This is a genomic window from Burkholderia sp. ABCPW 111 (assembly GCF_000773065.1).
Classification (GTDB): domain Bacteria; phylum Pseudomonadota; class Gammaproteobacteria; order Burkholderiales; family Burkholderiaceae; genus Burkholderia; species Burkholderia savannae.
The window spans coordinates 48,725-70,893 of record NZ_JPWT01000001.1 but is presented as its reverse complement, the minus strand read 5'-3'; the positions used below and the strand labels follow the sequence as shown (position 1 = coordinate 70,893).

The following is a 22,169-nucleotide window of genomic DNA, read 5'->3' as shown; positions in this document are numbered from 1 at the left end:
ACGATTTCTCTTTACAGCCTCCATCGAAGCGGCCGCGCGACACTCGACGCCAAACCGGTTTCATCGAAATTTCACTTCGTTTTCAACCCCGTTTAATCAATACGGATTTAATTTTTTAAATCCCTCCATGCCTTCAGGAACGATAGATCGTTTTCAACGAAAACATAGAAACTTCAATTCCGCACGAGGATGTTAAATTTCAAACGCCGATTCATTTAATCGAGGATATCGATTCACAATCTGAACTGGTGAATATGGGCGACTTGGAATAATCGTCGTAGAGCCCTGCTCTGTTGGCAGCTTCGGAAGGTCGCCGCATCGACGGGGCGAAGTCGTGTGACGTGGCTGAATGGGAAGCCAGACCGTTAGTTGCACCTCTGGATAAACGGACGTTGAGCACGGCTGTCGTGCGCCGTCCCGACGCGTGCCGCTCGACGGGCCCGGATCGCGCGCTAAGCGTCCCGCCGCCCGATGCGACGCACGACGAGCCAGCCCGCGGCGGCGAGGCACGCGGCGAGCGCCGCGATCGAGCGGGACGGCGCGATCGCGAACTGCGTCGTCAACACACCGCGCATCAGGTCGACCCCGTAAGCGGCGGGATCGAACGCGGCCGCCGCGCGAATCCAGTCCGGCGCGAGGTCGAGCGGATACAGGCCGCCCGACAGGAAAAACATCGGCAGCAGCAGCGTGTTCGACACGACCGGAAACACAATCACCGAACGGAACGGCAACGCGAGCGCGAGTCCGAGCGCCGAGAACACGAGCGCGGCGAACGCCATCGCCGCGACGAGGAGCGCGAGGCGCGGCGCCGTGAGGCCGATCCCGATCGCCGGCGAGAACGGCAGCAGCAGCAGCGCCTGTATCCACGCGAGCAGCGCGCCCGAGCCGATCTTGCCGAGGGCGATGTCGACGCGGCGCACGGGCGACACCAGGAGCGCGTTCAGAAAACCGGTCTGGCGGTCGTGCACGATGCCGACTGCGGCCGAGATCGCCGTGAACATCAGCGACAATCCGACCACGCCCGGAAAAATGTACGCCTGGTAACCGCCGATCTCCGCATAGGTGCCGCTTCGCAGCGCCGCGCCCAGCACGAACAGATACAGGAGCGGCTGCGTGAGCCCGAACAGTATCCGCAGCGGCGACGCCCAGAAGCGCTTCAGATCGAACCAGACGATCGCGAGAACGTCGCTCATGCGCGCTCCCCGGCGCGCGGCGCCGCCGCGTCTTCGCGCCGCCGCGCGGCGATCCAGTGGCCGACGACGTCCTTCAGGCCGGGGGCCGCGATATCCGCGCCGAGCACGCGGCACGGCATCCGTCGCAGCAGCGCCGGCAGCACGGCCTGCGGATCGGCGCCCGCGACGACGACATTGTCTTCGTCGACTTCGACCGGATAGCCGTGCTCGGCGAGCCAGCGGCGTGCGGCGTCGATATCCGGCACGCGCAGGCGGATCACGCCGGGCACGGGCGCGCGCATCGCACGCCACGAGCCGAGCGCGACCCGCTCGCCGCGATCGAGCACGACGATGCGATCGGCGTCGCGCGCCTCTTCCGTGTAATGCGTCGAGCACAGCACCGCGCAGCCGTCGGCGACGAGCCGCTTGATCTCCGCCCAGAACGCATCGCGCGCGGCCACGTCGAGGCCGAGCGTCGGCTCGTCGAGCAGCAGCACGCGAGGCTTCGCGACAAGCGCGCGCGCAAGCTCGAGCCGCCGGCGCTGGCCGCCCGACAGCCAGCGCACCGGCGTCGCCGCGTGCGCGTCGAGGCCGAGCATCGCGAGCAGCTCGCCCGTGCGCGCCCGCGCGGCGCGCCCTCTTACGCCCTGGCAATGCGCGATGAACCACAGGTTGTCGCGCGCGGACAGGCGCGGCTCGAGCGCGGACTCCTGAAACACGACGCCGATTCGCTCGCGCACCCTGGCCGGCTGCGCGAGCGCGTCGACACCGTCGACGAAGATCCGCCCGCCGCTCGGCGCGGCGAGCGTCGCGACGAGCGACAGCAGCGACGTCTTGCCCGCGCCGTTCAGCCCCACCATCGCGACGAGCTCGCCGTATCCGATCGACAGGCTCACGCGCCGCAGAATCGCCCGGCCGCCGCGATGGAGGTTCACGTCCTGCAAATCGATGCTCGGCCCGTGCGACATCGCGGCGGCGCTCCCGTCGCTCAATCGAGGCGAGCGGCGCGCAGCGCCGGATCGGCGAAGCGCACGCGCGCGGCCACCGCGTCCGTCGCCCACACGCGCCCTTGCGCATCGACGATCAGCACGGCGTCGACGCCGAGCCCGCGCGTGAGCGGCATCGCCGCTCGTCCCGCGATGAAGGGCGGCTTGCTCGCGCCGTCGGAAAGCGCGCCGGCGTGCGGGCCGGGCGCGACGAGCACGGTCACCGATTCGCTTTGCGTCGCGGGAAAGCCGCTGCGCGGATCGATGATGTGGCAATAGCGAACGCCGTTCGCCTGGAAGAAGCGCTCGTAATCGCCGCTCGTGCCGATCGCCTCGCCGTCGCGCAGCTCGAGCGTCGCGAGCGTGCCGGGCTTGCGCGGGTCCTGAATGCCGACGCGCCATGCCTCGCCGCCCTTGCTGCCGAGCGCGAGCAGATTGCCGCCGACGTCGATCAGCGCGTTGTCGATGCCCTGCGCCTTGAGCATCGCGGCCGCGTCGTCGAGCGCCCAGCCTTTCGCGTAGCCGCCGAGATCGATCGCGATCGCGCGGTTCGCGCTCGTAACGACGCCGGACGGCGAAATGACGAGATCCTCGATGCGCGCATGCCGCGCCGTTTCGCGTTGCACCGCGTCGCGCGACGGCGGCTTCACGTCGAACTGATCGGACTGGAAGCCCCAGAGCCGGATCAGCCGTCCGATGCCCGGCTCGAAAAGCCCCTGTGTGTCGATCGACAAACGGCGCGCCGCGCGCAGGATCGCGGCGAGCTGGGGGGGCGCGTGAAACGGCTCGCCCGCCGCGAGGCTTCGATTGAGCCGCGTGACGTCCGACGGCTGCCACGCGTGCAGCCCGCGATGCATCGCCTGGAAATGCGCGAACACCGCGTTCGTCGCCTGCTGCGCGCGATCGAGCGGCACGCCGTAGAGCGCCAATTGCATGCGCGTGCCGAATACATAAGTGCCCTGGACATAAACCTCCGGCGCTCTGAGCGTCAGCCAGAGCGCAAAGGCGATACCGATAATGGCCGTCAGCGACAGGCCAATGGTTTTCCTAAAAGCAGACAATTTAAATGCACTCGAATCAGTTTTTCACCATGAAGCTCGATGACCGAATTTCATCCGGCCAATGGCGAATTATTATTTTTCCCGGTTACTTTTTGGTTTGATTCAAATCAAATTGGGCCGGCGAAAGGTCCGACAGCGATTTCTTGGCCGGCGGTCCGCTGCGTCCGGGTGCCGCATGTCGGCAGCGTCTTTTCGCATCATTCATCAGACGTTTAAAGTGCCGTAAAACCGCGTCAAGTTGCGTCGAACCCGCACTTCGCCTCCTCCCTCCGGCCGTGTTTCGCGCATCCGGTTTGACGCCGTTCAAGCGCACCCGCGACGATGCCAGAAAACATTCATCGCCAATACCCCTTCTTGATCCAGATCATTTCTCATGAATAGGCGAGCTACGACACTAGCGACGGAAATCTTTCCGTTCAAATCACGATGAATAAATAAGTTTCATAATCCTTATTTTTTGTTTTATTTTCATTTGCCCTTGAGATGAAAGGAGATTGAGGCTATTGAGTGACATTTTGCCGCAATGCGGTGCATATCCAGTCACCAGGAAACCCGTATTTCTGAAATCGAAGTAAAGCTACCGGTTGCTTGGCGCTGAATCGAAACGATAAGTGAGAATGTGATGGCTAATACCAAGGCAAACACTGAAGACGCGGCGGCGCCGCAGGACGCGCGGCGGCGCAAGTTCCTCGCGTCGTCGGCGGTCGCCGGGCTCGCGGGCGCGAGCCTGTCGCTCGGCCTCGCCGGCTGCAACAAGGGCGGCGACGCGCCCGCCGCCGCGGGCGGCACGAGCGCGAGCGCGGCGAGCGGCGCGAGCCCCGCCGCCGCGATCGACTTCGGCAAGTACGAAGTGCATCCGGGCAAGCTCGACACGTACTACGTGTTCTCGAGCGGCGGCCACTCGGGCGACATCCGCGTGCACGGCCTGCCGTCCGGCCGCGAGATACGGCGCATTCCCGTCTACAACATCGACTGCATGTCCGGCTGGGGCATCACGAACGAATCGCGCAAGATCATCGGCACGAAGGCCAACGGCCAGCTCGACTACTTCACGGGCGACACGCACCACGTGCACATGTCGTATGCGGACGGCACGTACGACGGCAAGTACATCTTCGTCAACGACAAGATCAACGCGCGGATCGCGCGCGTGCGCCTCGACACGATGGAATGCGACGCGATCACGCCGTTGCCGAACGTGCAGGGCTTCCACGGCATCTTCCCGGACAAGCGCGACCCGCTCGACGACAAGATCAACTACACGACGCGCGTGTTCTGCGGCAACGAGTTCCACATTCCGCATCCGAACGACGGCCGCGACCTGAACGATCCGAAGAAGTACTACTGCCTCTTCACGTGCGTCGACGCGAAGACGATGCAGCCGCGCTGGCAGGTGAAGATCGACGGCAACATGGATCTCGTCGCGACGTCGTACGACGGCAAGCTCGCGTGCTCGAACCAGTACAACACCGAGAACGGCGTCCATTACGAGGACATGATGGCGGCCGAACGCGACGCGTGCGTGTTCTTCAACGTCGCGCGCATCGAGGAAGCGGTGAAGAACGGCAAGACGTTTCGCATCGGCAATTCGCCCGTGCCCGTCGTCGACGGCACGCATGCGGCGAACGCCGATCCGAAAACCGCCCTCACCTGCTACGTGCCCGTGCCGAAGAACCCGCACGGCGTGAACGTCTCGCCCGACGGCAAGTACTATGCGTGCGCGGGCAAGCTCTCGCCGACCGCGACGCTGATCTCGCACGAGCTGATGCTCAAGTGGTTCGCGGGCGAGCTGAAGGAGCCGCGCGACGCGGTCGTCGCGGAGCCCGAGATCGGGCTCGGGCCGCTGCACACAGGCTTCGACGGCAAGGGCTACGCGTACACGACGCTCTTTCTCGACAGCCAGATCGTCAAGTGGAGTCTCGACGAGGCGATCAAGGCGTACAAGGGCGACAAGGCGGCGAAGGTGGTCGTCGACCGGATCGACGTCCACTATCAGCCGGGCCACGGCTTCACGTCGATGGGCGAGACGAAGGAGCCGGACGGCAAATTCTTCATCTCGGACAACAAGTTCTCGAAGGACCGCTACCTGCCCGTCGGCCCGCTGCATCCGGACAGCGCGCAACTGATCGACATCAGCGGCGAGAAGATGCAGCTCGTCGCCGATCATCCGACGTATCCCGAGCCGCACGATTCGATCGTCGTGCGCCGCGACATCATCAAGACGCGGCAGATCTACAACCTCGACGAGTTCCCGCTCGCGGTGAAGAACGCGAAGGACAGCCGCGTCGAGCGGCACGGCAGGAAGGTCACCGTCTACCTGACGTCGCAGGCGCCGACTTTCGGGCTGCGCGAATGGACCGTGAAGAAAGGCGACGAGGTCACGATCATCCTGACCAATCTCGACAAGGTCGAAGACCTGACGCACGGCTTCGCGATCCCTTTCTACAACATCAACTTCGTCGTGCATCCGCAGCAAACGCAGTCGGTGACGTTCGTCGCGGACAAGCCCGGCGTGTTCTGGTGCTTCTGCACGAACTTCTGTCACGCGCTGCACCTCGAGATGCGCTCGCGAATGCTCGTCGAAGCATAGCGCGCTCGCACGCCGGCGGCAGGTGCCGCGCGGGCGGCGGCGACGGGAACCGGGGCTTCGCGCCCGGCCGAGCACGCCGCCGTCCGGGACGACGCGAGCCGCCGGCGGCCCGCGCGCGAAGCGAACGAAGCAAACGAAGCAAACGAAGCAAACGAAGCAAACGAAGCGAACGAAGCGAAAAACGCCGACGCCCTGACGAAACGGAAAACAATGCCCACTCCCCACGTTCTCGCGACGCTCGCCGCCGCGCCGCTGCTGATGCACGCCGCGTTCGCGGCGACGCTCGCCGTGCATCCCGGCGAGCGCATCGGCGCGGCGCTCGCCGCCGCGCGGCCGGGGGATACGGTGCTCGTGCATCCCGGCCGCTACGCGGAGAACCTGACGATCGACAAGCGCCTCACGCTGCGCGGTGTCGGCCGCCCGACGATCGACGGGCGCCTTTCCGGCGACGTGATCCGCGTGGCCGCGCCGGACGTGACGATCAGCGGCCTGTCGATCGTCGACAGCGGCGCCGACCTGACCGCGCAGAACGCGGGCGTCTACGTGCAACCGGGCTCCGACCGCGCGCGCATCGACCACTGCGAGCTCGTCTACAACCTGTTCGGCATGTGGATCGAGCGCTCGGCCGACGTGCAAGTCACCGACAACGTGATCGTCGGCAAGCGCGATTTCCTGTCGCCGAAGCGCGGCAACGGCATCCAGCTCTACAACACGACGGGCGCGCGCATCGTCGGCAACACGATCAGCTACGCGCGCGACGGCATCTACGTCGACGTGTCGCATCACGCGCGCTTCGAGCGCAACACGATCCACGACGTGCGCTACGGCACGCACTACATGAACTCCTACTACAACGTCTGGGACGGCAACGACGTGTATCACAACCGAGGCGGCCTCGCGATCATGGAGGCGCGCAATCAGATCGTGCGGAACAACACGGTCTGGGGCAACACCGATCACGGCATCATGCTGCGCACGATCCAGGATTCGCTGATCGAGAACAACGTCGTCGCCGGCAACCAGCGCGGCTTTTTCGTCTATGACGCCGAGTACAACACGATCCGCGGCAACCTCGTCGTCGACAACAAGGTCGGCGTGCATCTGTGGGGCGGCTCGATCCACAACGACGTGACGGGCAACGATTTCGCCGGCAACCGCGAGCAGATCCGCTACGTCGCCGCGGCCGACGTCGCGTGGCCCGGCAACTACTGGAGCAACTACATCGGCTGGGACCCACGCGGCCGCGGCGTCGGCGACGTGCCGTACAAGGCGAACGATCTCGTCGACCGGCTGACCTGGCGCGTGCCGTCGGTCAAGGTGCTGATGAACAGCCCGGCCGTGCAGGCGCTGCGCGTCGTCGCGCGGCAATTTCCGCTGCTCGCGGTGCCAAGCGTCGTCGACGACGCGCCGCGCATGCGCGCCGCGCACGCCGGCTGGCAACAATGGGCGGGCAAGCGATGATCGAGCTGACAGGCGTCGTCAAGACATTCGGCGCGGTGCGCGCGATCGACGGCGTCGATCTCTCGATCGCGCCGGGCGAGCTGTTCGGCCTCATCGGCCGCAACGGCGCGGGCAAGAGCACGCTGTTCCAGCTGATGCTCGGCCTCGTCGCCGCCGACGCGGGCGACGTGCGGATCGAAGGCGTGTCCGCGCGCGGCGCGCGGTTTCTCGCGATCCGGCGCACGCTCGGCTATCTGCCGGAAAACGTCGTGCTCTACGACAACCTGACGGGGCTCGAGACGCTGCGCTTCTTCGCGCGGCTCAAAGGCGTCGAGCCGGCCGCGTGCGCGCCGCTCCTGGAAGAAGTGGGGCTCGCCCGCGCGGCCGCGCGCAAGGTTCGCGAATACTCGAAAGGCATGAAGCAGCGGCTCGGCTTCGCGCAGGCGCTACTCGGCGATCCGCGCCTGCTGTTCCTCGACGAGCCGACAAACGGCCTCGATCCGGAAGGCATCCGCGCGTTCTACCGGATTCTTCGCGAGCGGCAGCGCGCGGGAGCGACGATCGTCATCACGTCGCACATCCTCGCCGAGATCCAGCAGCGCGTCGATCGCCTCGCGATCGTGCGCGCGGGCCGGCTGCAGGCGGTGGGCAGCGTCGACGCGCTGCGCGGCGAGACCAACCTGCCGCTCACGATCGAGCTCGTGCTGCGCGACGACGACACGCGCGCCGTCGAGGCCGCGCTGCGCCGCGCGCCGTTCGGCGAACCGACGATCCGCGGCCGCCGGATCGCGTTCGCCTGCCCGCAACACGCAAAGATGGCGGCGATCGCCGCGCTGTCGCCGCTCGCCGCGCGCATCGTCGACCTGCACATTCACGAACCGTCGCTCGAAGACGTGTTCCTCGGCTACGCCGGATACGAGGTGAACGCATGAGTACGCCCGCTCGCCCGCCGTGGGCGCAAATCCGCGTGATCGCGGGCAAGGAGTTCCACGACCGCATCCGCAACCGCTGGGTGCTCGCGGTCTCGCTCGTGTTCGCCGCATTCACGCTCGCGATCTCGTATTTCGGCGCGGCCGCGCAAGGCGCCGTCGGTTTTCACGGCATCGAGCCGCTGATCGCGAGCCTCGTGAGCCTCACGATCTACCTGCTGCCGCTCATCGCGCTCATCCTCGGCTTCGACGCGCTGGTCGGCGAGCGCGAGCGCGGCACGCTGAACCTGCTCCTGTCGTATCCGCTCACCCGCACCGAGCTGCTCGTCGGCAAGTACGCCGGCCTCGCGGCCGCCCTCACCTGCGCGACGCTCGCGGGCTTCGGCGCGGCGGGCGCGGTGATCGCCGCGCGCGTGCCCGTCGCCGACTGGTATCAGTACGCGGGCTTCGTCGTGAGCGCGGTGCTGCTCGGCTGGGTGTTCCTGAGCATCGCCGTGTGCGCGTCGGCGTTCTGCGCGAGCCGCACGTCGGCGAGCGGCGTCGCGATCGCGCTGTGGTTCTTCTTCGTGCTCGTCTACGACCTGCTGCTGCTCGGCGCGCTCGTGCTCACGGGCGGCGCGGGGATCGGCCCGCTGCTGCCGCCGCTGCTGCTGCTCAATCCCGCCGACGTGTTCCGCATCCTGAACATCTTCGGCCCGGGCGATCTGCATACGATGTTCGGCGCCGTCAGCGCGTTTCCCGCCGCGCTCGCGTCGCCGCTCTTTCTCGGCCCGGTCATGCTCGCGTGGATCGTGGCGCCGCTCGGCCTCGCCGCCTGGAGATTCAATCGATGAAACACCGCCGCATCCCCGCCGCCGTGAGGACGGCCGTCGCCGCGCTCGCCGCCGCTGCCCTCGTCGCCGCCTGCGGCCACGATGCGCAAACGCCGCCCGCGCCGCGCGAAATCACCGACGCGACCGTCAGCGTGCTCGACGGCATGAGCCTGAAGGATTACCCGGGCCCGAAGGCGCAGATCGTCTACGCGGACGGCCAGCCGGACTTCTTCTGCGACACGCTCGGCCTCTTCTCCGTCTATCTGCGCCCCGAGCACGACCGCAAGGTCCGCGCGCTCTACGTGCAGGACATGGCCGCGGCCGACTGGCGGCACCCGGTCGGCCACTGGATCGACGCCAAGCGCGCGATCTACGTGATCGGCTCGAAGAAGCTCGGCGCGATGGGCCAGACATTCGCGTCGTTCGCCTCCGAAGCCGACGCCGCGCGCTTCGCGCAAACCGAGGGCGGCAAGCTCTACCGCTTCGACGAGATCACCCCCGAGATGGCGACGACGGATGGCGGCGTCGTCAAGGACCAGACGATGTGAGGACGACGAGATGACGCATTTCTTCCGCAACCTGCCCAACGAGGCGGCGCAGCAGATCGACGCGCTGAGCCGCCTGCTCTACGACCTGCGCGAGGATCGCAAGCGCCTCCTCGCCGAATTCGGCGCGGCCGACGAAGCGGCGCTGCTCGCGCGGATCGCGGCGGGCGAAGTCGACGAACACCCGGCGTACGAGCACTACGTCGCCGCGAAGACGCTCACCCACACGCGCGAGACGATCCGCGAGCAACTGCGCGCGCTGCTGCTCGCGCAAGGAGCATGACGATGCTGCACATCGAACTGAAGGAGCGCATCGAGACCACGTTCGACGCGACGCGCGTCGCGTCCGTCACGCTGCGCCGCGACGCGCTCGACGTGAGCCTCGCGAACGGCGTCGAGCTGACGCTGCGCATCGCGGGCCCGCACGAATACGCGATCGCCTGGCGCTGGGGCGACGCCGAGATGCGCATCGACACCGCGCCGCGCCCCGCGGGCGTCGACGCCCGCGCGCCGTCGGACGCCGCGCACCCGAATCATCTGCACACGCCGGACGGGCGCGTCGTCGCCGATCCCGTCACCAAGATCGGCGCCGAGCCGTGGCGCAACGTCCGCGTGCTGATCGAACGGCTTGCCGACGCGCCGCTGCTCGGCCACGAACCCCCGTCCGCGCACGGCTCGTCCGATGCGCGGGCCGTTACATCCTGACTCCCCTGATACGAGGAAAAACCATGAAGATTCGAAACCTGTCGATCGCCGCCGTCGGATTCGCGCTTGCGCTCGGCCTGTCGGGCTGCGGCAAGCGCGACGGCGGCGCGCCGCCCGCCGCGTCGTCGGCATCGATCGCGCCCGCCGCTTCGGTCACGGTCGACGCGTCTGCCGGCGCGAGCGCCGGGGCCGCTTCCGCGCCGTCCGCCGCGCCGGCCGCGCCCGCGCCTTCGAGCGACCCGGCGCCCGCGGCCAATGCAGCCGCGGCGGCCCCGACCACCGCCGCGGACGCGCCGAACCCCGCTGGCGAGAAAGTGTTCAAGAGCGTGTGCTTCATGTGCCACCAGACGGGTGCGGCCGGCGCGCCGATCGCCGGCAACAAGGACGACTGGGCGCCGCGCATCGCGCAAGGCAAGCCGACGCTGTACAAGCACGCACTCGAAGGCTTCACCGGCAGCAAGGGCACGATGCCGCCGCGCGGCGGCAATCCGAGCCTGAAGGACAACGAGGTCGAGGCCGCGGTCGACTTCATGGTCGCCAAGGCGCACTGACCGCACCGCCGCCGGCGACGCGGGCGCGATCGACGTCGCGCCCGCGCCCGCGCCTTCGTCAAAGTGACCAACATGAAAGCACTGTTCCGGATCATCCTGTTCGCGCTCCTCGTCGCGGCGGCCCGCCCCGGCGTCGCGTCGATCTACGAGCAGGAGCTGCCGCCCGAACTCTTCAGCCAGCCCGAGATGTGCAAGTGGACCGATTGCGCGTCCGTGCTGCCGGGCGCCAACGCGTTCTCGGCGCGCAAGGGCAGCCCGCCGTACGTCGACGCTTACGCGGACGACGGGCGCACACGCACGCTGAAGGGCTACGTGTTCCTGTCGACCGACATCGTCGACATCCAGGGCTATTCGGGCAAGCCGATCGTCACGCTGATCGGGATGGACACGAAAGGCACGATCACCGGCGTGCGCGTGCTCAAGCACAGCGAGCCGATCCTGCTCGTCGGGATTCCTGAAAGCAAGCTGCTCGCGTTCCTGCGCCAGTACGTCGGCAAGTTCGCGGGCGCGCGGCTCGAAATCGGCAACGGCGACGCGGGCGCGACGAGCGTCGACGCGATCTCGGGCGCGACCGTCACCGTGATCGCCGAGAATCAGTTGATCTCGCGCTGCGCGGTCGCGATCGCGAGCCAGGTCGGCATCGTGAAGGAAACAGTGCTGCCGCAGGCGAGGCTGCTGCCGTCGAACACGCGCTATGCGTGGCGGACGCTCGTCGAGCGCGGCGCGCTCGCGCATCTCGCGATCCGGCCGGCCGACGTCGGCGCGCCGGACACGGGCGCGCCCTATCTCGATCTCTACTACGGCTATCTGAACGCGCCCGCGATCGGCAAGAGCATCCTCGGCGACTACGAATACGCGCAACTGATGAGCCGGCTGAAACCGGGCGAGCACGCGCTGTTCGTCGTCGCGAACGGCACCGAGTCGTTCAAGGGCTCGGGCTTCGTGCGCGGCGGCATCTACGATCGCATCCAGGTCCGGCAAGGCATCAACGCGTTCACGTTCAAGGATTCCGACTACCTGAATCTGTACGCGATGCAGGCGGCCGGCGCGCCGGCCTTCGACGAGACGGGCATTTTCATCGTGCGCAGCACGCGGTTCAGCGCCGCGTATCCGTGGCAGTTCGTGTTCCTCGGCCACCGGTCCGACGAGGAGACGGGCGCGAAGACGTTCTCCGCGTTCGGCTCCCGGTACTGGCTGCCGGGCGAATTCCTCGCGGGCGGCCGCCCGCGCGTCGACGAAGACGTGCCCGCGTGGCGCAAGGCCTGGACGGCCAAGCATCTCGAGATCGGCCTGTTCGTCGCCTGGATCGCGGGCGTCACGCTCTTCTTCGCGACGCGCGAGCGCTGGGTGCGCCGCGCGACGCGCGCGGACAAGCGCTGGGTGTCGTGGCCGAAGACCGCGAGCTGGCTGATCGCGATCGGCTTCGCCGGCTGGCACGAGATGGCGCAGCCGTCGATCACGCAGGTACTCACGCTCGTCCATTCGCTCGCGGGCGGCTGGAACTGGGGGCTTTTCCTGTCCGATCCGTTCGTCTTCCTGTTCTGGATCGCGATCGCGATCACTGCGATCGTCTGGGGCCGCGGCCTCTTCTGCGGCTGGCTGTGCCCGTTCGGCTCGCTGTCCGAGCTGCTCTACAAGACCGCGCGCGCAACAGGCCTCGCGCGCCTGCAGCGCAAGCTGCCGCCGCGCTGGCACGGCCGGCTGCGCATGCTGAAGTACGCGGTGTTCGTCGTGCTGCTCGTCGTGTCGTTCTTTTCGATGCCGTGGGCCGAGAAGCTCGCCGAGATCGAGCCGTTCAAGACGACCTTCCTCGTCGGCGTCCTCAACCGCTCGTGGCCTTTCATGCTGTTCTGGACGCTCGTCGTCGGCGCGTCGATCTTCATCGAGCGGCCGTTCTGCAAGTATCTGTGCCCGCTCGGCGCGAGCCTCGCGCTGCCCGGGCGCTTGCGGCTCCTCAAGCTGCGCCGCAAGCCCGAATGCACGAGCTGCCATACGTGCGCGGTCGGCTGCGGCTCGCAGGCGATCGACGCCGCCGGCCGGATCGATCCGATGGAATGCCTGCTGTGCCTCGACTGCATGGTCATGTACTACGACGCGCACAGCTGCCCGCCGCTCGCGAAGGAACGAAAGCGCCGCGAGAAGGCCGGCCTGCCGGTGACGCCCATCGGCAAGGACGGCCGATACATACCGATCGAGCGGATCTGAGGTCCGCCGCGCGCCGCCGCGCATCGCGACCGGAGCCGCGCGCGGCACCGGCGCGCGGCGGCGCGCGGCATGCGCTGTCAAGAACCTGAATATTTCGTTTTCCTTTCAGTTGTTTCGGATTGTCGTCGGCGATACGCGAGCCGAAAAACCGTGGCAATCTACAGCGCATTCCGGTTGTCCGTTCGCGCAACCGATCTGTAAGGTTTCCCGATGGTCCGTTTTCCGAAATTTGCGCGCCATGTCGCGCTCGTTTGTCTATTTCATCTGTTCTGTGTGGCGCTGCCCGCCGTCGCGGCCGTCGACCTCGCGTCCGGCGCGACCGTGCCGCCCGCGCCGACGATCTCGCGCGACGAGGCCGTCGCCGAGCTCAAGCGCGTGCAGGTCACGCTCGACCGCATCAAGCAGCAGGCGTCGACCGCGACGACGTACAAGCAGCTGAACGCGCTCGACGAAGCGACGCAAGCGCTCGCGACGGACGTCGAGAAGCTGACGGCCGCGCTCGTGCCCGCGCGCGCGCAGCTCCAGGCGCAGCTCGACGTGCTAGGCCCGCCGCCCGCGCCGGGCGCCGCGCCCGAGACGGCCGCCGTCGCGCGGCAGCGCGCGGACCTGAACGCGCGCAAGACGCAGTTCGACGCCGCGCTCAAGCAGGCCGCCGACGAGAAGGACAGCCTCGTCAACCTGACCCAGCAATACTCGAAGCTGCGTCGCAGCCTGCTGCGCGACCAGCTCGTGCTGCGCTCGGGCAGCATCCTCGGCGCGCAGTTCTGGGCGCCCCTCTTCCATCCGTCGGACGACGACCGGCAGGAGCTCGACGCGTTCGGCGCGCAGATCGGGCAAATGCTGCGCGCGGCGTGGGAGCCGGGCCGGCGGCTCGGCACCGCGCTCCTCATCGCCGCCGCGCTCGCCGTGTGGACGATCGGCAGGCGGCTCGCCGAGCGCGCGCTCGCCTGGTTCAGCCTGACGAAGCTGCCGGAAACCCGCGTGCGGCGCAGCGCGCTCGCGACGTCGGTCGTGCTGGCGAGCGTCGTGACGACGGGCGTCACGGTGCAGCTCGTCTACCTCGCGCTCACGCGCGACTACGCGCTGCCGAGCGCACTGCAGGATTTCGCCGACGAGCTCGCGAAGCTCGCGCTGACCTGCGCGCTGATCGCGGGCCTCGGCCGCGCGCTCTTGTGCACGCGCCATCCGAGCTGGCGCCTGCCCGCGCTCGCCGACGAAGTCGCGCTCGCGATGCGGCCGTTCCCGGCGATCCTCGCGACGCTGCTGCTCGTCGCGGGCGCGCTCGAGCAACTGAACCGCACGGCCGACACGAGCGTGCAGGTCACGCTGTTCGGCCGCGGGATCGTGTCGCTCGTCGTCGTCATGACGATCGGCGCGTCGCTGCTGCGCGCGAACCGCGTGCGCACCGCGCTCGCCGCGGCGGGCGAGCCGCCCGAGGCGCGCTCGACGCTCGCCGGGCTGATCCACGCAGGCGTCACGCTGACCGTCGTCGCGGCGCTCGTCGCGCTGCTCGTCGGCTATATCTCCGTCGCCCGCTTTCTGACCTACGAGCTCGTCTGGTTCGAGATCGTGCTCGGCAGCCTGTACCTGCTGACCCGTCTCACGCGCGACGTGTGCGCGAGCGCGTTTTCCGCGAACCTGTCGAGCGGCAAGCTGATCAAGCATCTGTTCGGGCTGAACGACAGCCATCTCGATCAGGCGAAGACCGTGCTGTCCGGGTTCGGCACGAGCATGCTGCTGCTCGTCGCCGTGGTCGCGCTGCTGACGGGCGGCTTCGGCACGACGCCGAACGACCTGCTCGTGAGCGTGATCTCGATGTTCGGCGGCGACAAGCTGCAGCGCCTGAACATCGTGCCCGACCGCATCCTGAACGCGGCGCTCGCGCTCGCGGTCGGCCTCTATCTGCTGCGCTCGGTGCGTCGCTGGCTCGACAACGAGCTGCTGCCGGCGATCGGCATGGACCCCGGCATGCGCGCGTCGCTCATCACGCTCTTCAGCAATGTCGGCTACGTCGCGATCGTGCTGCTCACGCTGTCGCTGCTCGGCGTCAAGTGGGACAACCTCGCGTGGATCGTGAGCGCGCTGTCCGTCGGCATCGGCTTCGGCCTGCAGGAAATCGTGAAGAACTTCGTGTCCGGGCTGATCCTCTTGACCGAGCGGCCGGTGAAGGTCGGCGACATGATCAGCATCTCGGGCGTCGAAGGCGACATCCGCCGGATCAACGTGCGCGCGACCGAGATCCAGCTGTCCGACCGCTCGACCGTGATCGTGCCGAACTCGCAGCTGATCTCGCAGAACCTGCGCAACGTGACGATGGGCAACAGCACGCAAGGCGTCGCGACGCTGATGCTCACGTTCCCGCTCAACACCGATCCCGAGCAAGTGCGCGACCTGCTGCTCGGCGCGTACCGCGAGCACGCGGCGATCCTCGAGAAGCCCGCGCCGTCCGTCACGTTCAGCCAGCTCACGCCGGACGGGATCACGCTCAGCGTGACGGGCTACGTCGGCAGTCCGCGCATCGCCGGGACGACGAAGAGCGATCTGCTGTTCGAGATCCTCAAGCGGCTGCGCGCGGCGGGCATTCCTCTGTCGAATCCGCAGACGCTGATGGTGCAGAACCTGCCGCCGCCGCGAAGCGAGTGATGCGATCGCGCCGCGTCGATTCACTTGCGGCGCGAGCCGATGCGAATGGGCGCGCGGCGGCGCACGGCGGCACACGGCATGCGCACCCCGGTCGCGAATGAACGGCCTTCGGCGGCTGCACGAGCGTCGTGCCTTTCCCGAGCGTCGGTCCGCCGCCCGGGACGACACGCGGCGCCGCATCGCGCGGCGCGGCGGCCGTCATCGTCATATACCGTTGCAATCCTTTACACGCGGCGGTCCGCCAACTCTCTATGATTCGGGTTACGAACCGACTTCATGGGGTTGAAAGTCATGAAAAAACTGATGCTTCTGCCGCTCCTCGCGAGCGCAATGCTCGCAGGCTGCGCTGTGTATCCGGCCGAACCCGCCGTCGGCGTGAACGTCGGCATCGGCTGGCACGGCGACCGTTATTGGGACGGCCAGCGCTACTGGGAACGCGCTGAATGGGAACGCTCGCATCCGCCGCAATACTATCGCCGTGACGACAACCGGCGCGACGACCGGCGTGACGATCGCGGCGGCTATCGCGACGGCGACCGCGGGCGCGACGACCGACGCGGCGACGACAATCGCCAGTACTGAGCCGACCGACGGCGGCGTAACAAGCCAATGCGCGGCGCCGGCCGTCCGCGTCGATGCGAGACGGGCCGCGCGCGTCGCCCCGTCCGCGCGACGCGCCGGCATCGAGCGCGTCGCGCGATTGTCAAAGATCATTCGGCGCAGGCAAACGAAAGGCACACGGCCCGCAGTCGCGCTATGCTCGTTCGCCTTATCCGACCGGAGCACATTCTCTTGAAGCTTTCGATTCTCATCGCGGCCGCCTGCGCCGCATTCGCGCTGACCGCGCTGGCGCCGGTCGCCCACGCGCAGACCTATCACTTCGGCGAAGGTCAGACGGGCATGTCCGGCGGCGCGCAGGCCACGCCGACACGGCACGCCGTGAAAACGACGCATCATCACAAGCAGCGCCGACACCACGTGCGGCGTGCCGTGCGCGCGCCGCGCACGTACGCGCATCACTGACGTCGCGTGACGCGCGGGCCGCGGGCCGCGCGCGGTAGGTTACGGCTCGCGGCGTTGGGCTGACCAGGCCATTGAAAAACTGGTTTGCGAGGTGCTCCTCGCACAAGGTTTTGGGGGAGCCTCCCCCATACCGAAGCCGAACGAGCGGTTTGTCGCGCATTCAGAGAGGTCGACGATTTTCTCCGACACCTTGCAGGAGAGAATTTCAACGGCCTCTGTTAGGGCTTAGGGCTTGCGCGAGCGCTTCTTCGCGGCCCGGTTCCCCGCCTTTCCCAACCTTCTCGCGCCACAATCTTTCCGTGCAGCGGCCAATCGCCGAATGCGATCGGGCGTCGCGCTCGCGCGCGAGTTCGCTGTCGCGGCGACCATTTACCGCCCAGCCCGCCTCCAATCGCCGCGACCGAGCACATGCCGCGCGCACCACGGCGCCCACCGCCGCGATCGGTCGTTGCAACGCGCGGGGGCCCCGCCCGAAGCCGATCGCCGTGCGCTCACATCGGCTCCGAGCGATGAGCGACACGCCACGCGCCGCTTCGGCGGCAGCTCAATTGCATGAAACCGGTCGCCGCCGCACGCCGAAATACGCCGCACTCCCGCCGACCACCGGCCGCGAACGGCCGGCTCACTGCGGCTGCGACGCGCCGCTCGCCGCGATCGCACCGCTGATGCGGTCGATCAGCGACTTCGCCGCACCGGCGGCGAGCGCCGCATCGACGTGCGACGTCTGCCACGCGCCGTCGCTGCCCTCGGTGAACGTGAGCGTCGTGCGCAGCGACGCGTCGCCTTCGTCCGGCCGCCCGTCGTGCCAGGTGATCGCGACGTTGCACGAATACGTGCGCTCGGCCACCTTCGTGCAATCGCCGACGGGCTTCACCGACGCGACGTCGGCCGCCACCGGCAGCGGCTGGCCAAGCATCGAGTTGAGCGGCCCGCGATTCTCCGCGTCGAGCGCGCGGCGCACGGCCGCGTCGATGTCGCGCTCGCCGGGGCCCGCATGGAACCAGCCGCACGCGGCGAGCATGGCGGACGACATTCCCAGTAGCAACAGTGTTCGGAGCTTCATCGATTCGTGTGGTGTCGTGTGATTCGGTGCGGCGTCGCGATCGCGCCGCCTGCGTATCGCAAAGGCATGCCGCGCGACGGTCGTGAGCGCTCGCGTACGCTCGTGCGTCTGCCGTCGCGCGATGCGTCCGCAGCGTCCGCCCGATGGATGAACATGCGGACGAACGTGCGCATTGCGCGCCAGTCTGACGCGTGCGGGCGCCACGGTCCGTATCGATTTGTAACGGCGTCTTCGCCGCGACGCGCGGCAACCGCCGCGCCGCCGACGCGATTCGGCGCTCAAACCCGCCGGGCGCGCCGACGCGAACGTTCAGGGGCGGCGCGCGGTCGATGCGAGGTGTTCGCCCGCGACCGATTGTTACACGATGCGGCGCCCGCGAAGCCCAGCCTATACTGGCCGTTTACTGGCCGTTGCCCGTGGCCGTTGCCCGTATAACCGCCCGCCGCAGGTTCGCGCCGACGGGCCGGCATGCCCCATCCTGCGAGGAGCGCTCCATGTACTACCTGCTGACCTACGAACTCGTCGACGACTATCTCGAGCGGCGCGGCACGTACCGCGCCGAGCATCTCGAGCTCGCGAAGGCGGCCACCGCGCGCGGCGAGCTGCTGCTCGCGGGCGCGCTCGCCGATCCGGCCGACGAAGCGGTGCTCGTGTTCGACGCGCCGTCGCCCGCCGCCGCCGAGGCGTTCGCGCAAGCCGATCCTTACGTCGCGAACGGCCTCGTCAAGCGCTGGCGGGTGCGGCCGTGGAGCGTCGTCGTCGGCAAGCTCGCGACGCCCGCGTGAGCACGGCGGCTCACAGCCATCCGGCCTTCCTGAAGCGTTTCCACAGGAACAGATCGGCGGCCGCCATCACGCCGAGGCACACATAGAAGCCGTAGCGCCAGTGCAACTCCGGCATGTTGTTGAAGTTCATCCCGTAGATCCCGGCGATCATCGTCGGGATCGCGAACAGCGCGGCGAACGAACCGAGCCGCTTCGTCACCTCGCTTTCCGCGAGCGAGATCATCCCGAGGTTCACCTGGAGCGCGGTCACGAGCATCTCGCGCCGCCCTTCGATCGTCCGCACGATCCGCAGCAGATGGTCGTAGACGTCGCGGAAATAGTGGTCCATGCCCGCGCAGACCTGCGGAATCCGCCCGCCGACGAGCTTCGCGAGCGGCTCGACGAGGGGCGCCGTGTGCTGGTGCAGCATCACGAGCCGGCGCTTGAGCGTGTACAGATCCTCGATCAGCGCACGGGCGGCGGCCGTGCCCGTCTTCTCGAAGATCCGGTCCTCGAGCGCCTCCAGCTCCGCGCCGAGCGCCTCGAGGATCGGGAAATAGCGGTCGACGACCTGGTCCATCAACGCGTAGAACACGAACGCGGCGCCCTCCCTCAGCAGATGCGGCTCGCGCTCGCAGCGCGCGCGCACCGCGCGGAAGTCCTGCTCGGTGTGATTGCGGATCGACAGCACGTAGTTCGGGCCGACGAACACGTTCAGCTCGCCCAACCGAAGCTCGCCTTGCCCGTCGATCTCCAGCGTATGCAGCACCGCGAACAGCGAATCGCCGTATTCCTCGATCTTCGGGCGCTGATGGCCCTTGCGTGCGTCCTCGAGCGCGAGTTCGTGCAGATCGAACTCCTCGCCCATCCGTTCGATTTCTTCCGGCTCGGGGTCCTTCAGCGCGACCCAGACGAAGCACTCGGGCTTCGCGACGTAGTCGCTGATGTCGTCGATGTCGATGTCGGCCAGCTTGCGGCCATCCTGGTATGCGGCGCAATTGATCAGCATGCTGTTGCTAGGTTCGAAGCGATTCCGGCGCACAGTTTAGCCGCTCTCGCGCGAAGCGGCGGCGACGCGTCGCTTGCGCGGGCCGCCGATATTGGTCATGATCGGCGTCGTGCACGCGTCGCCGCCCGCCCTCGCGCGAAGCGGCGCTCCCTCGAATCGTCCGGCGGCCCATGCCGCCGTCCTGAGCGTCAAGGAGGCAGCGATGTGGTACTTCGCATGGATTCTCGGCATCGGCGTCGCGCTCGGCTTCGGCATCATCAACGCGATGTGGCTCGAAGCGAGCGGCAATTTCCCGACGGGCTCGCCCGACGACGCACACCGGGCGAGCGAGCCCGCCGCCCCGGAGGGCAGCCGTTCGTGACGTATCTGGTGTTTTTCTGCGGCCATGCCGGCACGGGCAAGACGACGCTCGCGAAGCGGCTGATCCGGCCGCTGATGAAGACGACGGGCGAAGCGTTTTGCCTGCTCGACAAGGACACGCTGTACGGCCGCTACAGCTCGGCCGCGATGGGCGCGCTGACGCACGACCCGAACGACCGCGACAGCCCGCTTTATCTTCAGCATCTGCGCGATCCCGAATATCAGGGGCTCCTCGACACCGCGCGCGAGAACCTCGAGCTCGGCATCAGCGTGATCGTCGTCGGCCCGATGTCGCGCGAAGTGCGCGACAGGCGCCTCCTGGACCGCGCGTGGCTCGGCATCGGGCCCGACGTCGAGCTGCGCATCGTCTGGGTCCACACGGCGGAGGAGACCGCGCACACGCGGATCGTCGCGCGCGGCAACCCGAATGACGCCTACAAGCTCGCGCACTGGGACGAATACCGGCAGCGCCGCTTCATCCCGACGGGCGAGCAGTGCGAAGGCCTCCTGATGTTCGACAACACCGCGCCGTCGGATGCCGACGTCGGCGCGCTCCTCGATCACATCGCGCCGCCGCCCGCGCGCGGCGCGTCGACCGTGCCGCCGCTGCCCGCCTGACGCGGCGAATCGCGACGGCTGTCCCATTTCCGTTTCCGACACGGCTTGCAAAAAACGCCGGGCGGCCCTACGGCCGGCCCGGCGTCGTTTCGCGGGGTCTTTGCGGTCTTTGCATCGACGCGCCGCGATTCACGTTGACGCGCCGCGCTCCGGTCGGCACCGCTCGCCGCGCGCAACACGCGTCGCGCGCGGCGCAAGCATTACGCGAGCGCGTGCATCCTCTCGAGCGTGCCGCCCTCGTACAGCTTGCCGAAGCGGTTCGCGAGGAACGCATGCAGCGGCACCTGCTCCTGGCGCACGAAGCCGCTCTGCGGCAGCTTCTTTTCGCGGAACAGATCGAGCACCGCGCACATCGCGCCCGCCGTCGTGATCTGGATCGCGCTCATCGGCATTGCGCAAACTTCCTTCGCGAAGATCTTGCGCGTGAACACGTCCTGCACGAGCTGGCCGTGCTTCATGCCCGTCACCGTGACGAACACGAGCACGACGTCCTGCTTCGTCGACGGCACCGCGCGGCGCATGATCGCCTTCAGCGTGTCGCGATCGGTCGACAGGCGCAGATCCTCGAGCAGGAACTGGATCAGCTCGCGGTGGCCCGGATAGCGGACCGACTTGTAATCGAGCGTCTCGACCTTGCCTTCGAGCGTCTCGCACAGCGTGCCGAGGCCGCCCGACGTGTTGAACGCCTCGTATTCGATGCCGTCGAGCGAGAAATGCTCGAGCCCCTCGAGCGGCTGCACCCATTGGCGGCGGCCGTCGCGAACCGCTTCGCACGGCTGGCAGTATTCGTTGATGAGGCCGTCGACGCTCCACGTCAGGTTGTACTTCAGCGCGTTGGTCGGATACTCGGGCAACGCGCCGACGCGCATCTTCACGTCGCGCACCTCGGAGAAGCCGTTCACGAGCTCGTGCGCGGCGATGCCGATGAAGCCGGGCGCGAGGCCGCACTGCGGCATGAACGCGCGGTTCGCGCCTTCGGCGAGCTCGCGGATCGCGCCCGTCGCGCGCACGTCCTCGGTCAGATCGAAGTAATGGACGCCCGCAGCCTTCGCGGCGGCGGCGACGTTGACGGCCAGGTAGTACGGCAGCGCGTTGACGAGCGCGTCGAAGCCCTTCACCGCTTCGCGGATCGCGGTCGCATCGGCGGAATCGACACGCAGCGTCGCGATCCCTTCGTTCGCGAGCTTCGCGAGCGCGTCCGGATCGCGGTCGAACGCGACGACTTCGTAGTCGCCGGTTTCGCGCAACAGATGAGCGATGGTGTGACCGATGAGACCCGCGCCGACGATGGCGATTTTCATGTCGTTCTCTCCTGACAAGGTGATTGTTGTAAGTGGCGTGTTGCCCTGTCGGAAAGTGTAGGGATGTGCAAAAACACTTTGTAGACGAAAACTGATGCGGATCGACGCGAATTTTCGACGGATTGCCGATCGTTTTCGACGATTCGTCGAAAACGATCGGCGGGCGGCCGATTCGAGCGGACCGCCCGCCTGTGCTGCTCCGCGATATTGCCGCCATATCGCCACCAGATCGCCACCAGATCGCCGCCGTGTCGCCACCATGTCGCCGCGACGCGCCGCAAGGCATCGGCCGCCATTCGACGCGCGTTGCCCGCCCACCAGATTTCGCAGCTTGACGGCACGCTTTCGGCTTTCTTAGGCTCGATCGCGGGCATCGTCGCGCCGCATCGCGC

General features: G+C 67.7%; 22 protein-coding genes. 15 read left to right on the top strand and 7 right to left on the bottom strand.

From position 1 onward, the window contains the following. Positions 1–452: 452 nt before the first annotated feature. The 3 genes from X946_RS00260 to X946_RS00250 are packed head-to-tail and all read right to left on the bottom strand — an operon-like array spanning position 453 to position 3,198. Positions 453–1,193 carry an ABC transporter permease gene (locus X946_RS00260; protein WP_038742932.1) on the bottom strand — a complete coding sequence of 247 codons (741 nt, stop codon included), beginning with the start codon at positions 1,191–1,193 and terminating at the stop codon, positions 453–455. Next, entirely contained in the window at positions 1,190–2,140 is a 951-nt protein-coding gene (locus X946_RS00255) for an ABC transporter ATP-binding protein (protein ID WP_038743301.1), read from the bottom strand. The genes X946_RS00260 and X946_RS00255 overlap by 4 nt, the downstream gene beginning before the upstream one ends. A 20-nt stretch (positions 2,141–2,160) precedes the next feature. Further along, complete coding sequence (locus X946_RS00250; protein WP_235363973.1) at positions 2,161–3,198, bottom strand: FAD:protein FMN transferase; 1,038 nt, start codon at positions 3,196–3,198, stop codon at positions 2,161–2,163. Between the two features lie 643 nt (positions 3,199–3,841). On the opposite strand from X946_RS00250, the gene nosZ reads away from it, so the two are divergent. The 12 genes from nosZ (at position 3,842) to X946_RS35945 (ending at position 16,662) form a co-directional block, all read left to right on the top strand. Continuing rightward, positions 3,842–5,809 carry a TAT-dependent nitrous-oxide reductase gene (nosZ, locus tag X946_RS00245; RefSeq protein WP_038742928.1) on the top strand — a complete coding sequence of 656 codons (1,968 nt, stop codon included), beginning with the start codon at positions 3,842–3,844 and terminating at the stop codon, positions 5,807–5,809. Between the two features lie 210 nt (positions 5,810–6,019). After that, positions 6,020–7,270: a nitrous oxide reductase family maturation protein NosD gene (locus tag X946_RS00240; RefSeq protein ID WP_038742926.1), complete on the top strand. Its 1,251-nt coding sequence runs from the start codon at positions 6,020–6,022 to the stop codon at positions 7,268–7,270. After that, entirely contained in the window at positions 7,267–8,181 is a 915-nt protein-coding gene (locus X946_RS00235) for an ABC transporter ATP-binding protein (protein ID WP_052144965.1), read from the top strand. The genes X946_RS00240 and X946_RS00235 overlap by 4 nt, the downstream gene beginning before the upstream one ends. Beyond that, a complete protein-coding gene (locus X946_RS00230; RefSeq protein ID WP_038742922.1) occupies positions 8,178–9,011 on the top strand; it encodes an ABC transporter permease in 834 nt (277 codons plus the stop codon). The genes X946_RS00235 and X946_RS00230 overlap by 4 nt, the downstream gene beginning before the upstream one ends. Continuing rightward, positions 9,008–9,538 carry a nitrous oxide reductase accessory protein NosL gene (locus tag X946_RS00225; RefSeq protein ID WP_038742920.1) on the top strand — a complete coding sequence of 177 codons (531 nt, stop codon included), beginning with the start codon at positions 9,008–9,010 and terminating at the stop codon, positions 9,536–9,538. Before X946_RS00230 ends, X946_RS00225 begins: the two co-directional genes overlap by 4 nt. A gap of 10 nt (positions 9,539–9,548) precedes the next feature. Next, the gene (locus tag X946_RS00220) at positions 9,549–9,818 is read left to right on the top strand and encodes a hypothetical protein (RefSeq protein ID WP_038742918.1); all 270 of its coding nucleotides are present in this window, start codon (positions 9,549–9,551) and stop codon (positions 9,816–9,818) included. Positions 9,819–9,820: 2 nt separating this feature from the next. Continuing rightward, positions 9,821–10,240, top strand: coding sequence for a hypothetical protein (locus tag X946_RS00215; protein ID WP_038743299.1), 420 nt, complete (start codon positions 9,821–9,823; stop codon positions 10,238–10,240). A gap of 23 nt (positions 10,241–10,263) precedes the next feature. Beyond that, a complete protein-coding gene (locus tag X946_RS00210; RefSeq protein WP_038742916.1) occupies positions 10,264–10,791 on the top strand; it encodes a c-type cytochrome in 528 nt (175 codons plus the stop codon). Positions 10,792–10,863: 72 nt separating this feature from the next. After that, positions 10,864–12,996 (top strand): 4Fe-4S binding protein, encoded by a 2,133-nt coding sequence (locus tag X946_RS00205; protein WP_038742914.1) that lies wholly within the window; start codon positions 10,864–10,866, stop codon positions 12,994–12,996. 210 nt (positions 12,997–13,206) lie between these two features. Next, complete coding sequence (locus X946_RS00200; RefSeq protein ID WP_038742912.1) at positions 13,207–15,639, top strand: DUF3772 domain-containing protein; 2,433 nt, start codon at positions 13,207–13,209, stop codon at positions 15,637–15,639. A 276-nt stretch (positions 15,640–15,915) separates the two neighbouring features. Beyond that, positions 15,916–16,221, top strand: coding sequence for a hypothetical protein (locus tag X946_RS35950; RefSeq protein WP_063889441.1), 306 nt, complete (start codon positions 15,916–15,918; stop codon positions 16,219–16,221). Positions 16,222–16,431: 210 nt separating this feature from the next. Further along, on the top strand, positions 16,432–16,662 hold the full coding sequence (locus X946_RS35945) for a hypothetical protein (RefSeq protein WP_038742908.1): 231 nt from the start codon (positions 16,432–16,434) through the stop codon (positions 16,660–16,662). Positions 16,663–17,284: 622 nt separating this feature from the next. Here the strand turns inward: X946_RS35945 and X946_RS00185 are convergent. After that, positions 17,285–17,725 (bottom strand): hypothetical protein, encoded by a 441-nt coding sequence (locus X946_RS00185; RefSeq protein ID WP_038742906.1) that lies wholly within the window; start codon positions 17,723–17,725, stop codon positions 17,285–17,287. Between the two features lie 494 nt (positions 17,726–18,219). Here X946_RS00185 and X946_RS00175 point away from each other — a divergent pair, with 494 nt between their 5' ends. Further along, complete coding sequence (locus tag X946_RS00175) at positions 18,220–18,510, top strand: YciI-like protein (RefSeq protein WP_038742904.1); 291 nt, start codon at positions 18,220–18,222, stop codon at positions 18,508–18,510. 10 nt (positions 18,511–18,520) lie between these two features. Here the strand turns inward: X946_RS00175 and corA are convergent, their stop codons facing one another. Continuing rightward, the gene (gene corA / locus X946_RS00170; protein ID WP_038742902.1) at positions 18,521–19,498 is read right to left on the bottom strand and encodes a magnesium/cobalt transporter CorA; all 978 of its coding nucleotides are present in this window, start codon (positions 19,496–19,498) and stop codon (positions 18,521–18,523) included. Between the two features lie 202 nt (positions 19,499–19,700). Between corA and cydX the strand changes: the two genes are divergently transcribed. Both cydX and X946_RS00160 read left to right on the top strand, forming a co-directional pair. Further along, the gene (cydX, locus tag X946_RS00165) at positions 19,701–19,859 is read left to right on the top strand and encodes a cytochrome bd-I oxidase subunit CydX (RefSeq protein ID WP_038743296.1); all 159 of its coding nucleotides are present in this window, start codon (positions 19,701–19,703) and stop codon (positions 19,857–19,859) included. After that, positions 19,856–20,476, top strand: a complete 621-nt coding sequence (locus X946_RS00160; RefSeq protein WP_038742900.1) for an AAA family ATPase — start codon at positions 19,856–19,858, stop codon at positions 20,474–20,476. Before cydX ends, X946_RS00160 begins: the two co-directional genes overlap by 4 nt. A 200-nt stretch (positions 20,477–20,676) precedes the next feature. Here X946_RS00160 and X946_RS00155 read toward each other — a convergent pair whose 3' ends face one another. Together X946_RS00155 and X946_RS35390 are read right to left on the bottom strand one after the other, a co-directional pair. After that, positions 20,677–21,777: a saccharopine dehydrogenase family protein gene (locus X946_RS00155; protein ID WP_038742899.1), complete on the bottom strand. Its 1,101-nt coding sequence runs from the start codon at positions 21,775–21,777 to the stop codon at positions 20,677–20,679. Beyond that, positions 21,774–22,151 (bottom strand): hypothetical protein, encoded by a 378-nt coding sequence (locus tag X946_RS35390; protein ID WP_156443765.1) that lies wholly within the window; start codon positions 22,149–22,151, stop codon positions 21,774–21,776. Before X946_RS35390 ends, X946_RS00155 begins: the two co-directional genes overlap by 4 nt. Positions 22,152–22,169 lie beyond the last annotated feature (18 nt).

What these genes read in the sequence shown, in the direction of transcription:
- X946_RS00260 (WP_038742932.1), bottom strand. Translation starts at nt 1,193, where the DNA reads ATGAGCGACGTTCTCGCGATCGTCTGGTTCGATCTGAAGCGCTTCTGG.
- X946_RS00255 (WP_038743301.1), bottom strand. Translation starts at nt 2,140, where the DNA reads ATGTCGCACGGGCCGAGCATCGATTTGCAGGACGTGAACCTCCATCGC.
- nosZ (WP_038742928.1), top strand. Translation starts at nt 3,842, where the DNA reads ATGGCTAATACCAAGGCAAACACTGAAGACGCGGCGGCGCCGCAGGAC.
- X946_RS00240 (WP_038742926.1), top strand. Translation starts at nt 6,020, where the DNA reads ATGCCCACTCCCCACGTTCTCGCGACGCTCGCCGCCGCGCCGCTGCTG.
- X946_RS00235 (WP_052144965.1), top strand. Translation starts at nt 7,267, where the DNA reads ATGATCGAGCTGACAGGCGTCGTCAAGACATTCGGCGCGGTGCGCGCG.
- X946_RS00230 (WP_038742922.1), top strand. Translation starts at nt 8,178, where the DNA reads ATGAGTACGCCCGCTCGCCCGCCGTGGGCGCAAATCCGCGTGATCGCG.
- X946_RS00225 (WP_038742920.1), top strand. Translation starts at nt 9,008, where the DNA reads ATGAAACACCGCCGCATCCCCGCCGCCGTGAGGACGGCCGTCGCCGCG.
- X946_RS00220 (WP_038742918.1), top strand. Translation starts at nt 9,549, where the DNA reads ATGACGCATTTCTTCCGCAACCTGCCCAACGAGGCGGCGCAGCAGATC.
- X946_RS00215 (WP_038743299.1), top strand. Translation starts at nt 9,821, where the DNA reads ATGCTGCACATCGAACTGAAGGAGCGCATCGAGACCACGTTCGACGCG.
- X946_RS00210 (WP_038742916.1), top strand. Translation starts at nt 10,264, where the DNA reads ATGAAGATTCGAAACCTGTCGATCGCCGCCGTCGGATTCGCGCTTGCG.
- X946_RS00205 (WP_038742914.1), top strand. Translation starts at nt 10,864, where the DNA reads ATGAAAGCACTGTTCCGGATCATCCTGTTCGCGCTCCTCGTCGCGGCG.
- X946_RS00200 (WP_038742912.1), top strand. Translation starts at nt 13,207, where the DNA reads ATGGTCCGTTTTCCGAAATTTGCGCGCCATGTCGCGCTCGTTTGTCTA.
- X946_RS35950 (WP_063889441.1), top strand. Translation starts at nt 15,916, where the DNA reads ATGGGGTTGAAAGTCATGAAAAAACTGATGCTTCTGCCGCTCCTCGCG.
- X946_RS00185 (WP_038742906.1), bottom strand. Translation starts at nt 17,725, where the DNA reads ATGAAGCTCCGAACACTGTTGCTACTGGGAATGTCGTCCGCCATGCTC.
- X946_RS00175 (WP_038742904.1), top strand. Translation starts at nt 18,220, where the DNA reads ATGTACTACCTGCTGACCTACGAACTCGTCGACGACTATCTCGAGCGG.
- corA (WP_038742902.1), bottom strand. Translation starts at nt 19,498, where the DNA reads ATGCTGATCAATTGCGCCGCATACCAGGATGGCCGCAAGCTGGCCGAC.
- cydX (WP_038743296.1), top strand. Translation starts at nt 19,701, where the DNA reads ATGTGGTACTTCGCATGGATTCTCGGCATCGGCGTCGCGCTCGGCTTC.
- X946_RS00155 (WP_038742899.1), bottom strand. Translation starts at nt 21,777, where the DNA reads ATGAAAATCGCCATCGTCGGCGCGGGTCTCATCGGTCACACCATCGCT.
- X946_RS35390 (WP_156443765.1), bottom strand. Translation starts at nt 22,151, where the DNA reads ATGCCCGCGATCGAGCCTAAGAAAGCCGAAAGCGTGCCGTCAAGCTGC.